We start from the raw sequence: 15,845 nt of genomic DNA, 5'->3' as shown, positions 1-15,845 counted from the left end.
TTTTTTGGCTATTTTAAATTCCAATTCAAGAAAGTTTAAACCAAAAAAAAACTCCAAGATCATAAGACCTTGGAGTTTCTATTTTTTGTATTTCTAACTTATTATAGCTCGTTGAATTCGTGTAGCGATTTCAATGTGGTTTCATAAAATAAAATGGCTGCAATAAGATTTCCTTTATCTGAGTAAGGCATCATTTTTCTCTGAAACTCTACTGTAGTATCTAAGAAACTAGTTGTACCTAACGCCTGACCATCTAAGATTTTTTTGTTATCAGCCGTATCAGGAATACCTAGATCTGCCATTGTAACACCTGGTTTAGTAACCAAAGCAATGTAAGGAAGTGTTTTTACTAGAACTTTAATACGTTCAATGTACAATTCTAAAAGCTCTCCTTTTTGCATACCGCTTAATTCTTTTTGATCGTGGTATTTACGGATTAAAGCTGTTGTACTAATGATACTTCTTGGTGCGTTTTTTGCCTGTGCAGAAACAGCGGCAGTCGTCAAGAAGAAAAGTGCACATAATAAAATAATTTTACTCTTCATTTTCTTAATAGATTTGGTTCTTGAATAAAAACAAAAATATATAAATTAACTTAAAATGCAATTTTTGGAAGTCCTTTTTACTAAAATTATAATAATCTTTTAATGTTATTAGCAAAATAGAAATAAAACGCTTACAAATTACGATATTCCAATCGTTCTTTTTTAAGACTTAATGATTCTAAAACGTCCTGGATATTTGATCCAAATGCTTTTCTTGTTTCCGTAGTAATCCATAAAGTCTTCGCAAACAAAAACAGCATGAGCTTTAGACCAAGCTACAACTCCGCAATATTCGCTTCCAGATTCTCTTTTTAACTTCTGAATTTGTTTGCCTAATTTAAATCCTAAATATTTGTAGATGGTTGGAGTGTATACAGTGCCTTCTTCTAATTCTTCCAAAGCTTTCTCAAAAGTGGGTTCTTTATCGATAATCTGCATGTATTTTGCCATAACAGCATACGTTAAAATAGCATAATCACGTATTTTTTCGCTGTCGCAATTATCTTTAATATAAACAAAACCTGCAGATTTTCTAGCTTTAGTAACTTCACTGCTGTCCAAATTAAAGGTTGCATTGTTTTTTAGCGTAATCCTATAAGAATTATTGTGTAGTTTTTCGCTTTCAAATAGATTATCCAATCCGTACACATTTAAAGAAGCTTTAATAAATGCTATCGATGAACAATTTGTACGTTCACCTTGCTTAAAACTTTCAAATATTTTGTCTGAACTCAATTGCGAATACGAACTTGAACAAACAAACATTAGAAGTAAAAAAAATGAAGTAACCGATTTCATGCCTTATTATATATTATTTCTCAATTATTTTTTGAAAAACTGTATTAGATTTTTACAAATCTATAAAAATCCAACCATACTTTTACTTCTTTACTTTTATCTATTAAAAAAAAGTGTTTTCTGAGCGCAAAAAAAACGTCTCAAATAAACTTTGAGACGTTTCTGTATTATTTTTTTTCTTCGTTATTCAATTTATCATCGAGTTCAGGTTCTGTGCCTTTAAACTTTTTCGTGTCAACATCATAGTTTTCATCATTTGTCAAAACTTCGTCATGATCTTTATATTGATGTTTTCTCGTATCGTTTCGATGATCTCCTCCACCCTGTTGTTTAGGATTCGGGTTTTTCTGGGTTTGATTATTCTTCTCCATAATTCCTAGTTTTTAAATGATTATTAAAATTAGCTCAAATACACTGGTTTGGTTTATATAATCATTTTTAAAAATTATAAAATAAAACTGCTCCTATTTATATCTCACCTATTTACTGTATTTCGAAAATCTGCTAAATATCGCTGTTTCCTATCTTTTCTATTTTTATAAAAGGTAATAAACACTACAAAACTGTAACTGGCACATTATTAGGATACAGCAACTTAAATTAAATTTTAAAAATCATGAGCTTACACGCCATCATTATTAGTATTGATCCTTTTAATAGAACACTCAAGATCAATAATATGACAATTATAAAAGCTCAAGATTGAAAATCAAATAGTTTAAGCTTAACTTTGTTGCCTCAATACTCAAAGTAAGTTATACAACAGAATATGTGGACTATATGCCATGAATGCCAAGGACAGGGCAAAATAAATCGCGGACTCAGTAAAAAAGCGCAACGCCTTTATAAAACGGAATTGGCTTTATATGAGAACAAGCAAAGTAATATTGCTCCAATACGTCCTAAGGCACATTTGCATTTATGCACAAATTGTTCTGGGTCTGGATTAATGCAATCTGAAAATTATCTTGAACCCGATCTCACAAAACCGCATGTTGCCATAATTGGTGCTGGTATTGGCGGAGTTGCTTTAGCAGTGGCCTGTTTGCATCGCGGAATTCCGTTTACGATTTATGAAAGAGATAGCGACTTTGATGCCCGATCTCAGGGTTACGGACTTACGTTACAGCAAGCCAGTAAAGCTATGAAAGGGTTAGGAATTACTTCTTTAGGAGGTGTGATTTCTACAAAACATATTGTACACAATACCGAAGGAAAAATATTAGGCGAATGGGGAACCAGAAAATGGCTGGAAACCGCGATTAAAACGCCTACAAAACGCACCAATATACATATCGCAAGACAATCGCTTCGTTTAGCTTTATTAGAGCAACTGGGAGGAAACAATACTATCCAATGGGGACATCAATTAATAGATTTTGCAACGTCTGAAAATGGTGTAGAGTTAAGTTTTCAGGTAAACGGCGAAATAAAAACTGCAAAAGCCGATCTTGTTGTCGGTGCTGATGGTATTCGCAGTGCCGTGAGAAAGCTAATAATTGGCGAGGAAGCAACACCGCTCCGTTATTTGGATTGCATTGTAATCTTAGGAATTTGTCCTTTAAGTTCGCTCGAAGGGCTTTCGAGTGATTTACTAGATGGTGCAACGATATTTCAGACTGCCAACGGAAATGAACGTATTTATATAATGCCTTATACTGCAGATTCTGTCATGTGGCAATTGAGTTTTCCGATGTCTGAAGAAGAGGCCAAAGAACTAAGTGCAAAAGGACCGAAAGCCTTGAAAGAAGAAGCCTGCCGAAGAACGCAATGGCATACTCCTATTCCTCAGATTTTACAGGCAACACAGGAAAATCTAATTTCTGGATATCCGGTTTATGATCGCGAGTTGTTGAGTTCTGAATTATTAGAAAAGAATCAAAATATTACCTTAATTGGCGATGCGGCACATCCGATGAGTCCGTTTAAAGGTCAAGGTGCCAATCAGGCTTTGTTGGATGCTTTAAAATTGGCTAGAAAAATTTCGAAAGGCTGTAACGCTAAGTCCAAATGGAAAGAAAGAGGATTGAGAGAATGTGTATTAAATGATTTTGAAGCTGAAATGCTTGAACGCAGTGCCACGAAAGTACAAGGTTCTGCTGATGCCGCTCAGTTTTTACATTCCGAAATTATACTTCTAGAAGGTGATGAACCGCGAGGGAGGTGTTCTAAAAGGAGTGAAGAGTAAAGAATAAAGATTATAGAATAAAGATTATAGAATAAAGAGTAAAGAATATAAATTGGAGATCAATAAAAATGCTAAACCTATTGTTTAGCATTTTTTGTATAAAGTTATTTTTCAGTCATATACATGGGAATTAAACAACAATTTAATATTTTTTTATAACTGATTCTGACGCGATCTTTTTACTTTTATGATCTCATTTACAAACAATTAAATAGTTGCGCCATGAATAATACACAAATAAATTTCAGTCCAAACAATAAAACCTGTACAGGCCGAACTTTGGTTTGTGATGGTGATAATAATGAATTAATATTTCGTAAAACTTATGTAGGAGATTGGGGAGATTGGGACGAGAAACCAGATGAAATTTTAAAAGATCAGCATCTTTACCTGGATCAAAATACTAGTTTTACAAATGCAATTTAACTAAAAGCTACTTATTAAGTATATAATTTAAGCAATACAATCTTGCTATTCTATCTATTAGGCTAGAACGCTGATTGTATTGCTTAAATTTTCTTTGTTTATAAAATCCAAAATAAATTCTCTTACCTCTTTACTTGCTTCTGTTTTGGTTGCAAAAGAGTTAATGTAGAATTCATCGTCCTTGTCGCTAATATGGATAATTTCTGTGTAGCCTTTGGTTATTAAACTTCCTTTTAGTTTAATAATGTTTACCTCTTGTTTTCCGTCAAGTTCTTTGCGAACCTGTAATTTTATAGCTCTTTCCATATTCAAAAATTTTTAAATAATTAACTATCATTCAGTTATAAATTTAAAACATTTAATCTATCGAAATCAGATTTTAACACAGTTCGCAACGTATTATTTATCAACATATTATAAACATTTTCCTCTTTTTTAAAAAGAAAGGCAAAACATCAGTAAAATCAATACTTTTCAAGCTAATTTCCTGTAAAATCTTTGTCGCTCAGGGTTTTCATAAATGCAAGAAGATTCTCTTTTTCTTGTTCTGTAAGCGGAATTCTATTGCCATTATTTTTAAAAATAGGATCTAAATTCTCTGCACTTAAGACTCCAGTATCAAAATAATCCAAAACAGCTCTTAAGGTAGCAAACTGACCAAAACTTCCGTAAGGTGCTGTATATTCGACATTTCGTAAACTCGGAACTCTAAAACTCATAAAATCAGACGGAATGCCGGTAACTCTGCCTCGTCCTGCCTCATTAGAATCTGTGTTTAAAGGAAATCCAATATTTCTAAAACTCTGATCTGAAAACAATTCGGTGCTATGGCAGCTAGCGCATTTCTGCTGAAATGTGGCATAGCCTGCCGCTTCGCTTTCTGTAAACGATTGGCCTTCTTTTCGTTTTACTTTATCGTATTTGCTATTAGCAGAAATTAAGGTGTATTCGAACTGAGCAATACTTTTATAAATTCTATCTGGTGTAATTTCCTGATCTCCAAATGCTTTTTTAAACATCTCTTTATACGAAGCATCATCTTTAATTTTTCCAATAACTTCCAAAATCGAAGAATCCATTTCTTCGTGAGTTATAATAGGAACCAAAGGCTGGGTTTCTAATTGCAATCTGCTTCCATCCCAATTAAAGAATTTTAAAAACATCAAATTCTGAAGCGGTGGCGCATTTCTAAGTCCCACTCTTCCTTCAATTCCAATAGCTCGCGCATTATGATCTGCAAAAGCATTCGCTTGGATATGACAGCTTGAGCACGAAATGGTATTGTCTTTACTAAATCTTTTATCTGAGAAAAGTTTTTCGCCTAATTCGGCACCATATTTTGTGGGCTTGTTCAAACTCACATAACTATTTACCTCAGGAAAATCAGTCGGAATATTTAACGAAAGCTCAGGATTATCAAAATAAGTCTCGTCAGAATCACTACTGCTACAAGAAGTAAAAAAGAGCACCATTAGGATAAAGCCAACTATTTTTTTCATTTTAATGAATTTTAAAATAGAGCCGTCTTTTAAAATTTCAGACGGCTCTGAAATATTTTTACAACATTTAGACTAAATTTAATCTGTATAAATCTGCTTTAATCCTTTTTAATCTGCGTGAAAAAATCTATTCGCAAAAATATTTCACGCAGATTTTAAAAGATTTTAGCAAATTAAATTTGATTTTTGCTTGATTAAAGTTTTCCAATAGCCGCTAGTTTTAACTAGGGGATTTTAGAAATGTAAATTAGCTAGGCTAAAGCCTTATTTGCGCAAATTTTATTTGCCTCCATCTAAAGATGGAGGCAATTAATCTTTAAAACCTAAGAGTTAATTTAGTTTTCTACACTAGTTACAGAAAACATTCCTGTAATATCGTTTGTTCCGTTTCCTCCTAAATTATCTACAAATTTTACCATTTGCGCTGCAGTATGAACATTTGGAGTTGCATTATCGCCCATTCCTGTTCCTGTAGACAACGTAATTGTATTGATTTTTCCGCTCAACAATTTGTCGAAATCAGCTTTAATTTTGATTTTCGGAGCATTTTTACCCACAGTTGCGTTTGTAGTAAGGTTTAGCGTAATATCTCTGTATGCATTTACACCTTGTGTGTAAGCCCCTTCAGTACCCGCAACAGTACTTCCTGTATGAATAGATAGGGCTTTATTGTCTGTGTCATAAAAGCCTTCTACTTTTGTAAAACGATATCCTGTTCCCCATTCCCACATCATTGCCGTGTCGTTGGCACCAGCTGCTGCGTAAAACTTAGGAAATCTTGTTTGGTCTAGCGTATTTTGTTCTGTTTTAATACCCAAACCAAATTTAATCTGCTTGTATGATGCAGAAGGTACATTGCTCAAAACATAGCTTAATGAAGCTGCTTTTGCCTGATCGATTACTGTTGCACCTTTGTCTAAATCATTTACGTTGTAAGGCACTTCACTTCCGTCATCTTTTATTAGACGAATATTACTAATCACATATTTTACTTCAGAAAAATGATGCACTTGTCCTACCGCTGAAGTATTTGTAGACGCAGATGCTGAAGTTGCATCTCCCAAAACAATGGTTTTATCTTTGAACGTATTGTTGAATTCCAACGTTACATTGTTTGCTGCTGGAGCATCGTCATCGTTTGAGCATGAAACAAATGCCAAAGCGGCCACTGATAATAAAAGGTATTTTTTAAAATTTTGCATTTTTATGATTTTAATTTTTGTACTGATTTTTAACCATTGAGCTAAATTATTCTAACACATAGAAACATAGTTTTCTAAACTTAAAAAAGGCGTTTCACTAATTTAAATTCACATAGCAAACTACATGTTAAAATTCAATCTAACGAAATGGCTATTTTATTAATCGAAAGGAAGATTATAAAATAGGCGGCGGTACAAAAATTTCAAGGCAAGGTTCTAGTCGATCCGATTCTTTGTAGATTGACACTTTCTTGGATGTTATAGTTTTTAATAGTGGAACCTGAAATTCAATAGTTGTGTTTAAAGCAATATCGATCTTTTTGCTAATGCTTCTCAATTCCAAATCGGTGTTTTTTTCCGATTCTTGAAGTTCTTTCTTCAAATGGCATTTACCATGACATTGCAATTCTGGCTTGGCTTTGTTAACACAAAATTCTTTTTCTATAGCAACTTGATTCAGTTTAAAGTGCACCACGATAAGTGCCTGCTGGAAAGAAACCAGTAGGAACAGAATCGTCATTGTGATACTAAAAACTTTTTTCATTTTTAATTATAATTATCCTTTTTATGCACATTTTTGTCATCCTGACAAACGTTGTCGTAGAACTATGTGTTAGAAACTAGTTTCTTTCTATTCTCTATTTTCTATTCTCTATTTTCTTTTTTCTTTTTTCTTTTCAACATTAAAAAAACTATGTTTCTATATGTTTCAATTTAATTTTACTAAACAGATTAGAAATTCAATTTTAAAGAAGTGAAAATATTACGTCCCATTCTCGGGATATTTCCCCAGTCAGCATAAGTACTGTAATACGCATTTAATACGTTCTCTGCACCAATTTGTATTGTGCTTCTCACCTTATTTATTTTAAAAGAATAATCGGCAGAAATATTCCAAATGGCATAAGACGCTGTCTGATCTTCTCCATATTCTGGACTGTAATTAATCTGTTCAAAATCACCATTTACAGAAGTCTGGATTCCAAAATTTTTATACATATAATGAATAGAAGTCAAATAGCTTAACGGACGTATAAAAGGCAGATTTCCTCCTTTATTATCCATTCCGCGTGCATAGGTAAGTGTTCCTTTCCAATGTAGATGCTCTAAAATATCGTAACTCACATTGGCAGACATATTTAAAAGCGTTGCATAATCTAATGACGTATACCCTTTTACTCCAACCGATTGATAATTCATCGGACTTCCCATGCTCAGGATTTTACCAATAATATAGTTCTGAATATAGAAATAGTTGACTTTTCCTTGAATGCTTAATCTTTCGGTTTTAAAACCTGCACTAGCATTTCCTTCATACGAAATTTCATTTTTTAGATTCGGATCTCCGATGTAATCATAACGGTCAAAACTATTATAGATATAATAACCGTAACCCTCAGAAACAGAAGGCGCTCTATGGCCATAACCCGTTCCGACAGAAAAATTAAACTGATCAATATTTAAGTTATAGGCAGCATTAAGACTTGGCAGAAATCTCGTTTTTTCCTGAGGTGCTCCTGGATGAAAAATCCAATTGAATTCTACATATTTAGAATAATTGTAATTCACTCCCAAAGAGCCTCCCAAATGCACTTGACTTTTTTCAGAAATGTCCCAAGAATTATTCATAGAAAGTCCAGCATAACGAGTGGTAACCCAAGGCCAGCTGTAAGCAAACATCGTTCTTTCGCTTCGATCTTGCGGATACATGCGCATTTCTGCAATAGACAAATTATCGTAAGCATTCAGCTGAATTTCAGAAGAGTAATCATTCTTTTTCAAATTCGCTTTCGAAACCAATCCGTATGTTGTGCTCCAACCCGGCATATCCATGTGAACCAAGTTTTCTGGTCGTGTTGTATCGTCCATATAATGCTCAATGGCATTAAAATATACTTTAGTGTCCACCACTCTAACCAAACCTTCTTCGAACAATTGTTTATAAGAAGCCGAAGTAATTAGCGCTCGCGAAAGCCACAAATCCATTGGCAAAGCGGGATAACCCACATCTTTTGCCACATCAAAAATCGCGTCTAATCTAACCGATGATAAATCGCTAGTTTTATAAGCCAAACCTAACGAAGTATTGAATTTATTGTATTGAGAATGCTTTACTTCGTTGTTGTTTCCGTCGTAATAATTATCGGCCGTACGATACGAAATGCTTCCGTCGGCCACAAATTTTGTCCCTGAATAAGCAATATTTCCTAAATTGAAAAATTGCTTGTTATTAAATTCAAATCCTGTTTGATACGCTCCATTCCATTTCTTTTGAAGTCCAAATGGCGTGCTTTTTCTTTTTAAATCAATACTTCCCGCAACAGTTGCTCCATGCAAGCTTCCCTCCTGACCCGATTTAATATCTACTGCCGCCAGATTATTACTTTCAACATAAGACGTAATCGGATCCATTTTATCGGTACAAGCGCCAAAAACATGCATTCCGTCAATGGTAACCGTAGAACGTTCTGTACTCATGTTGTTTAATAAAGGTTCCCAAGCGTAAGCTCCGCGTTTTATAAAACTAATATTATCAGATGAAGACAAAAATTCATCAACAGAAACAGCCATTTTCATCTCGGTTTCTATTTTCTTTTTCGTCGCGTTTTTTACCGTTACTTCTTCTAAGTTTTTTATGCTATCGTGATGTGCATGCTGATTTTGAGCTGTAACTGAAAAAACCAAGAAAAGCAGCATTATAATATATTTCATGTTTTTAAAATAAAGTATCAATATAAAGTTCACTTTTCACGCCTTCTACTCCTGGCGTATGATCGGTTGGAACTATAGTTCCTTTTACGATTAAACCGTTTTGGTTCATCATAATTAAGTTTAAGGTCCAGTTTCCTGTCATCGTATAATTAACAACACCGTGATACAAACCATCATTTTCCTGTACCAAATCTTTATTATTTGGCGAAGAATGATTTCCCATAGAAGGTTCTGGCATTCTAGGATCTAACTTTAAAGTGTATCCCACCACTTTAGAATAAGAAAACTGCGACGGATCTGGAAAAGTTCCTGCTGGAGTTATTGGTTTGTTGTATTTGTAAACACCAGCAACCAAAGCGTTTTCTGAAACTGTAGGCTTTTGAGGAGAAATCAAGGCAATTACATATTGCTCGCCGTCATTTCCTGCAAAAGCAGTCATATTGAGGTTTTTATTGTTCTGTTTTTCAACACTAACATCTTTATTGATCTCATACTTTTGGTTATCAGCGGTAAAACTGATGTACAATTTCCAGCTTGCTGTTGTAGTGCTTTCTCCCGTAAAAACAGCATAACCGTTGTAGTATTTATTGGCAGAATCATATAACACATTATACTCGTGCGGACAATAACTTTTGCTTCCATCAGCGTTACTTATTATGGGTAAAAAAGTTACTGCAGCTGTCGTCAATTCTTGATTATTTTGAGTATTGATAATTTTAAAATGAAGCTCATTATATCCTTTATAAAAAGTTCCGTTTAAAGCCTCTATACTAATCTTATAGTTACCGCTTGTAAGAGATGTGGCTTCTTTAAATTCTAGATTTTCAGGAACTTCAGAACCTATTTCAGCTTCGTAATCTGTTTTATCAATTGTACAGGAAGTAACCGCAAACAATAGTGCGATTATCCAAAAATTAAAAGATTTCATTTGATGATGTTATAAAAAACGTTTAAAAATATAGCACCCTGCCATAATTTTCTGAATACCAAAAAAAGAGCCAAAATGCTGTGAATGAGCTAAAAGAATGGCAACGTAAATAAAAATGGAAGAGTTTTCCTTTTCATTTACAAAGAAGATCAAAATCAGTTTTTAGAATAATAAATTATAGAATCCTAGCCTAAACTTAGAATTTTTAATCCCAGCAAGTGAACCAAACCATTCAATTTCAGAATTGGAATTTGGAATTTAAAATATTGGAATTTAAAACTAAATGTTGATCTCTAAACTGTGTAGAGAGGAGGATGAAAAGTAAGATTGGAAGCACCGATTGGTTTCTTCTCAAACAAAATTGAAGTGTTATTTTTTGATTCCATAACCGGAATTGCGCCAAAAGTGATTTCAGCAGTATTTTGAACATACACAAGCTCTAATTTGTCTTTTAGACTGTCTTGCATTTTTCGTTCATTATCAGAATATTTTTTAATGCTTTTTTGAAGTTCGCATCGACCGTTACAACTGTTAAAAGCTTGTTTACGCTGAACGCAAATCGTTTTCGCAATTTCTTTCTGATTGATTTTAAAAGAAGCATAAATAAACAAGCTGCCAAAAGATGGCGACATAAGTAAAATAGAAAGTGCTATGATGATTAACCTTTTCAAGTGCTTGTTCAAATAGTTTGGTGGCAAAAGTACATACTATTTTGTATTTATTTTAACTAATTCCGATTTTTTATTTAATAAAAGACAGATCCATTTTATGTACAAAAAACGGACTATTCATAAAATAACGAAATATCGTAAATAAAAAAACGTCCATTTTTAAACAAGCCCCTTAAAATAAAGGCACTGCGAATAAGGCACGTTAATTGGCAATAGTAATGGCATTCTACTAAATCAATTAAAAATGCTACACCTTATGAAACCAAAACTACAGCCATTTTCAGGTCAAGATCCAGCTTTTTGTAGAAAAGAAAAAGCAAATTTCTCTAGGAAAGATTCCGATAAACTAAATTTTTTAACATCATTTTTCACTTCTTAATCTAGGTTAACCGATGCAGATACTTTTCCGTAATAAGTTTGCATCAGAAACATAACAACACTGAATATCTATTAAACCATTTGTTAAAAAATTAAACATAATCATTAAGTATTCAAATATTTCAAAATAAAATTAATCCTAAAATCAAAAAATCATGAGCACATTTACAGTAAAAGATGGAACACAAATTTATTACAAAGACTGGGGAACAGGACAACCAATTGTTTTTCACCACGGATGGCCTTTATCAAGTGACGATTGGGATGCACAAATGATGTTTTTTCTTCAAAAAGGCTACAGAGTTATTGCACACGACAGACGCGGACATGGTCGTTCTAGTCAAGCCTCTGAAGGAAACAACATGGAAACTTACGCATCTGATATCGCTGAATTGGCTGAAGCTTTAGACTTAAAAGACGCTATTCATGTTGGACATTCAACAGGTGGTGGTGAAGTAATTCGTTACGCTGCAAAATACGGAAAAGGTCGTGTTGCAAAAGCGGTAATCATAAGCGCAGTTACGCCAATAATGATTCAAAACGAATCTAATCCAGAAGGAGTTCCATTGTCAGTTTTTGACGAAATCAGAAAAGGAACAGGATTCAACAGAGCACAATATTTCTACGACTTCCCTATTCCTTTCTACGGATGGAACCGAGAAGGGCAAACTGTTCAAGAAGGCATCAAAGCAAATTGGTGGCGTCAAGGAATGATGGGTTCTGTATTGTCTCACTACGAAGGGATTAAAGCATTCTCTGAATCTGATTTTACAGAGGATTTAAAAAGTTTAGATATTCCAGTTTTAGTATTGCACGGAGAAGATGACCAAATCGTTCCTTATGGTCAAGCACCAAGAGCGGCAAAATTGTTGAAAAAGGGAAAATTAATTTCTTATCCTGGATTTCCTCATGGTATGCCTACAACAGAGGCAGAAACGATCAACAACGATATTCTAGATTTCATCAAATAATCCATAACCACTGCCTGTAAAGGTTTATTTACAGGCAGTTTAATCTTCTCACATTATGAGTTTTTTCCAACAACCCTCTTTTGATACGGTTACAGAAGCTTTGCAATGGTTGAGTACACAAGGTTTTACAGAAAACTTTAATCTGGATTCTAACTGTATTCGCTACAATAACAATACGCAGAGCATGTCGCCAGAAGAATTCAAAATCGAATATTTATTCCGTTTTGAAGGAGATACCGATCCAGGAGATGAAGATATTGTCTACGGGATTAAATCTGAAATCTACAATATCAAAGGTGTTTTAACTAGCGCTTTTGGAATTTATGCCGACTCCATTTCTTCTGAAATGATTAAGAAATTGTCTACGCATTAATCTTTAAAAAAACACGAAATATCGCTAATGATTATTGTATTTCATTAGCCTAACCAATTAAAAATCTTAAAAATAAATAGTATGAAACCATCAGTTAACTTATTATCACCAGATAATCACGCATTAGTATTAATCGATTTTGAAGGACAAATGGCCTTCGCAACGCACAATATTCCAGTAAGCGAATTACGCACGAATGTGGCAATTGTTGCTGGAGCATCGAAAATTTTTAACGTAGCAACAGTTGTCACTACAGTTGCAGAAGAAAGCTTTTCTGGACCTGTTTTTCCAGAATTAGAAGAATTTTATCCAATTGCTACTTCTGGGTACATTGACAGAACTAGCATGAATACTTGGGAAGACGAAAATGCTTATAAAGCTATCGTAGCAAAAAACAAAAAGAAAATTGTGCTTGCTGGACTTTGGACGGGCGTTTGCATCGTAGGGCCTGCATTGTCTGCAATCGAAGAAGGTTACGAAGTGTACATTATTACAGACGCTTGTGGTGATGTTACTGCTGAAGCTCACGAACGTGCTGTACAAAGAATGATTCAAGCTGGAGCGATTCCGGTAACTTCTATCCAATATTTATTAGAACTTCAAAGAGACTGGGCACGCGAAGCAACTTACGGTCCTGTTACTTCTTTAATGAAAAAATATGGCGGTTCTTACGGAATTGGAATTCACTATGCACATAACATGTTGAAACACTAATCGGACTAATTCATTTTATTATAAATCTCTTACGCTTCATTATGTTGGAATCATCAAAATCCATATTATCAAAAATCCTTTTCATGTGTATTGTTTCTTTTCTTTTAATAGGAAACACGGCATCGGCTCAAAGTTTTAAGCTGCTCCGTTACGATGAAAATTATGAATTCTTAAAAGATTCAAATAGAAACTTTTACGAACGATTAAAGTTCATTCCCTTAAATCAAGATAAAGACGTTTACATGTCAATTGGTGGCGAAGCCAGATATGAATATGTTGATTTCAACAATGAAGACTGGGGACGATTCAATATTGGACACAACAATTTCTTACTGCAGCGTTACGATCTTCATGCCGATGTGCATTTAGGAAAACGTGTTAGAATATTTGCCCAATTGAGAAGCGCCCTAGAAGATGGCCGAGTAAATGGCGCTCGCGGTATAGACGAAGATCAGCTGAATGTACAGAATCTTTTTGTAGATGTGAATGTATGGCAGCAAAAAGACAAAAAAATAACCGTCCGCGCTGGAAGACAAGAACTGGATTATGGTTCTGGAAGGCTAATTTCTGTTAGAGAAGGTCCAAATACGAGGCTTTATTTTACAGGAGGAAAACTAATGTATACTTCGTCAAGAGTATCAGTTGACGCCTTTGCCATGATGGCCGACACGGTTCACAACGGTGTTTTTGATAATAAAATGTCTAAACAGCTTAACCTTTGGGGAGCCTATTCTAAAATAATTTTTCCAAAAGCAGGAAATCTTGATCTGTATTATCTCGGATTCAGAAGAGATGAATCTGTTTTTGAAGAAGGAATTGCTCCCGAAAGAAGGCATACAATCGGTTCAAGATTATGGAAATACGGTGGCGGTTTTATTTACAACCTTGAAGCAGCCTATCAATTCGGAACTTTTGGCTCAGGAAATATCAATGCTTGGACTGGATCTGTAGATATTGGGTATATGTTTGAAAACGTAAAATTTAAACCCACCATAAATCTTAGAAACGATTATATCTCAGGAGATAAAAATCAAGGCAACGGAAATCTTCAAACATTTAATCCGCTGTATCCAAAAGGAGGATATTTTGGTTTTAGTCCGCAAGTTGGACCAGTAAACCTTATCGATATTCATCCGTATGCTACGATGGATTTATTGCCACAGCTAAAGATGCAGGTCGATGTGGTTTTAAACTGGAGATTTTCAACACAAGACGGAGTTTATAGGCCAAGCGGAATTTTAAATCTTCGCGGAAGCGATTCTGACGAAAGATATATCGGAACTGCCTATCTCGCCAATTTTACCTATAGCGTAAACAAATATATTTCGGTTGTCAGCGGTATTCAGTACTTCAAAACAGGCGCTTTTATCGATGACATGATTCCGAACTCAAAAGACGGAGTTTTCTTTAATGCCCGTCTTGGATTCAAATTTTAATCAAATACATAAATTAATTTTAACACATAGAAACATAGTTTTTGAGGCGTAAAAAGGCGTTTCACTTGCAATACTACACATAGAAGATGTACTGGCGCTATTTGAATTACAAACTTTGTCAAAGTTTTAAACGTTGACAAAGTTCTCACAAATCGTTAAAGGAGCTATGTGTTAGAAACTAGTTTCTTTCTCTACTCTTTTTCAAAGTAAAGAAAATCTATGTTTCTATGTGTTTAAAAAATTTTAACAACACTAAACCCTTAACAATGAAAACAAACACTTCAAAATATAGTTTTAGATTTTCCCATCTAATACTTCTAATCACAGCATTTGCAGGCTCTCTTAGCAACAATGCTTTTGCACAAACAGCTTCAATCGGTTCTACGGTAACTTGGGGGAAAGTAGACGGAATTGCAGTAAACGGATTGGTTCAAGGACCATCTGCAGCAGAAGCTGACTTGCAAGTTGCCTGCGTTTTTGAATATACAGAAGGTGATATTTTTAACCCTCCTGCCCTTCCTGCCAACTTAAACGGAATGGTGCATTTAGACGACGCTTTAAAAGGCATTATTACAGAATTACGCAAAAGCGGCAGATTTACTGGTCATTCTCTTGAAACTTTATTGATTACACCTCCAAAAGGAACTTTAGCATCCAAACAATTACTATTAATCGGATTGGGAGACCGTAATAAATTTACACCCGATTTAATGATTAGTGTTGGAAGCACTGCCATGCGCGAAGCTTTACGTTTAGGGGTTTCAAACTATTCGTTTGCAAGTGATATTAAAGATGCAGGAATCGATTCTCCAACTGCTCTAGTAGCCAAAAATGTAGTTTTAGGTTCATTTGAAGCTTATAGAACTCAATCTTATTTAAAAGAAAAAAAGCTAACAGATTATAAGCCTCTAACAAAAGTTATCTTGCTTGCTGGCCCAGCTTTTTATACGGTTGCCGGAGAAGGAATAAAAGAAGCAATTACCAAATTAAACGCTAAATAATCG

The 15,845-nt window shown here is 34.3% G+C and carries 17 protein-coding genes; 7 read left to right on the top strand and 10 right to left on the bottom strand.

Annotated elements, in window-relative coordinates; translation table 11 throughout:
* Nucleotides 1–101: 101 nt before the first annotated feature.
* The 3 genes from AC3Y25_RS12490 to AC3Y25_RS12480 form a co-directional block, all read right to left on the bottom strand.
* Complete coding sequence (locus AC3Y25_RS12490) at nt 102–545, bottom strand: hypothetical protein (protein ID WP_095929165.1); 444 nt, start codon at nt 543–545, stop codon at nt 102–104.
* Nucleotides 546–707: 162 nt separating this feature from the next.
* On the bottom strand, nt 708–1,343 hold the full coding sequence (locus tag AC3Y25_RS12485) for a hypothetical protein (RefSeq protein ID WP_489902961.1): 636 nt from the start codon (nt 1,341–1,343) through the stop codon (nt 708–710).
* Between the two features lie 167 nt (nt 1,344–1,510).
* On the bottom strand, nt 1,511–1,714 hold the full coding sequence (locus AC3Y25_RS12480; RefSeq protein ID WP_482501347.1) for a hypothetical protein: 204 nt from the start codon (nt 1,712–1,714) through the stop codon (nt 1,511–1,513).
* Between the two features lie 398 nt (nt 1,715–2,112).
* On the opposite strand from AC3Y25_RS12480, the gene AC3Y25_RS12475 reads away from it, so the two are divergent.
* Both AC3Y25_RS12475 and AC3Y25_RS12470 read left to right on the top strand, forming a co-directional pair.
* A complete protein-coding gene (locus AC3Y25_RS12475; RefSeq protein WP_489902960.1) occupies nt 2,113–3,531 on the top strand; it encodes an FAD-dependent oxidoreductase in 1,419 nt (472 codons plus the stop codon).
* Nucleotides 3,532–3,753: 222 nt separating this feature from the next.
* Complete coding sequence (locus AC3Y25_RS12470; RefSeq protein WP_250835949.1) at nt 3,754–3,957, top strand: hypothetical protein; 204 nt, start codon at nt 3,754–3,756, stop codon at nt 3,955–3,957.
* A 57-nt stretch (nt 3,958–4,014) separates the two neighbouring features.
* On the opposite strand, the gene AC3Y25_RS12465 is transcribed toward AC3Y25_RS12470, so the two are convergent.
* The 7 genes from AC3Y25_RS12465 to AC3Y25_RS12435 form a co-directional block, all read right to left on the bottom strand.
* Entirely contained in the window at nt 4,015–4,263 is a 249-nt protein-coding gene (locus tag AC3Y25_RS12465) for a hypothetical protein (protein ID WP_250835948.1), read from the bottom strand.
* 173 nt (nt 4,264–4,436) lie between these two features.
* A complete protein-coding gene (locus AC3Y25_RS12460; RefSeq protein WP_489902959.1) occupies nt 4,437–5,456 on the bottom strand; it encodes a cytochrome-c peroxidase in 1,020 nt (339 codons plus the stop codon).
* 335 nt (nt 5,457–5,791) lie between these two features.
* Complete coding sequence (locus AC3Y25_RS12455) at nt 5,792–6,658, bottom strand: MbnP family protein (protein ID WP_489902958.1); 867 nt, start codon at nt 6,656–6,658, stop codon at nt 5,792–5,794.
* Between the two features lie 175 nt (nt 6,659–6,833).
* Nucleotides 6,834–7,202, bottom strand: a complete 369-nt coding sequence (locus AC3Y25_RS12450) for a hypothetical protein (protein ID WP_248726620.1) — start codon at nt 7,200–7,202, stop codon at nt 6,834–6,836.
* A 188-nt stretch (nt 7,203–7,390) separates the two neighbouring features.
* On the bottom strand, nt 7,391–9,370 hold the full coding sequence (locus AC3Y25_RS12445; protein ID WP_489902957.1) for a TonB-dependent receptor plug domain-containing protein: 1,980 nt from the start codon (nt 9,368–9,370) through the stop codon (nt 7,391–7,393).
* 4 nt (nt 9,371–9,374) lie between these two features.
* Complete coding sequence (locus tag AC3Y25_RS12440) at nt 9,375–10,298, bottom strand: hypothetical protein (protein WP_489902956.1); 924 nt, start codon at nt 10,296–10,298, stop codon at nt 9,375–9,377.
* A 293-nt stretch (nt 10,299–10,591) separates the two neighbouring features.
* Nucleotides 10,592–10,996 carry a hypothetical protein gene (locus AC3Y25_RS12435; protein ID WP_489902955.1) on the bottom strand — a complete coding sequence of 135 codons (405 nt, stop codon included), beginning with the start codon at nt 10,994–10,996 and terminating at the stop codon, nt 10,592–10,594.
* A gap of 506 nt (nt 10,997–11,502) precedes the next feature.
* Here AC3Y25_RS12435 and AC3Y25_RS12430 point away from each other — a divergent pair.
* The 5 genes from AC3Y25_RS12430 (at nt 11,503) to AC3Y25_RS12410 (ending at nt 15,842) form a co-directional block, all read left to right on the top strand.
* A complete protein-coding gene (locus AC3Y25_RS12430; RefSeq protein ID WP_489902954.1) occupies nt 11,503–12,318 on the top strand; it encodes an alpha/beta fold hydrolase in 816 nt (271 codons plus the stop codon).
* A 55-nt stretch (nt 12,319–12,373) separates the two neighbouring features.
* The gene (locus AC3Y25_RS12425) at nt 12,374–12,691 is read left to right on the top strand and encodes a phosphoribosylpyrophosphate synthetase (protein ID WP_095929150.1); all 318 of its coding nucleotides are present in this window, start codon (nt 12,374–12,376) and stop codon (nt 12,689–12,691) included.
* An 81-nt stretch (nt 12,692–12,772) separates the two neighbouring features.
* Nucleotides 12,773–13,405, top strand: a complete 633-nt coding sequence (locus AC3Y25_RS12420) for a hydrolase (protein ID WP_202002176.1) — start codon at nt 12,773–12,775, stop codon at nt 13,403–13,405.
* Between the two features lie 83 nt (nt 13,406–13,488).
* Entirely contained in the window at nt 13,489–14,841 is a 1,353-nt protein-coding gene (locus AC3Y25_RS12415) for an alginate export family protein (RefSeq protein WP_489902953.1), read from the top strand.
* Nucleotides 14,842–15,107: 266 nt separating this feature from the next.
* A complete protein-coding gene (locus AC3Y25_RS12410) occupies nt 15,108–15,842 on the top strand; it encodes a M17 family peptidase N-terminal domain-containing protein (RefSeq protein ID WP_489902952.1) in 735 nt (244 codons plus the stop codon).
* The last annotated feature ends 3 nt before the right edge of the window (nt 15,843–15,845 follow it).

The organism is Flavobacterium sp. LK-23, from assembly GCF_058135255.1.
Note: the sequence above shows the minus strand (reverse complement) of the source record. Positions and strands in the feature narration are given on the sequence as shown.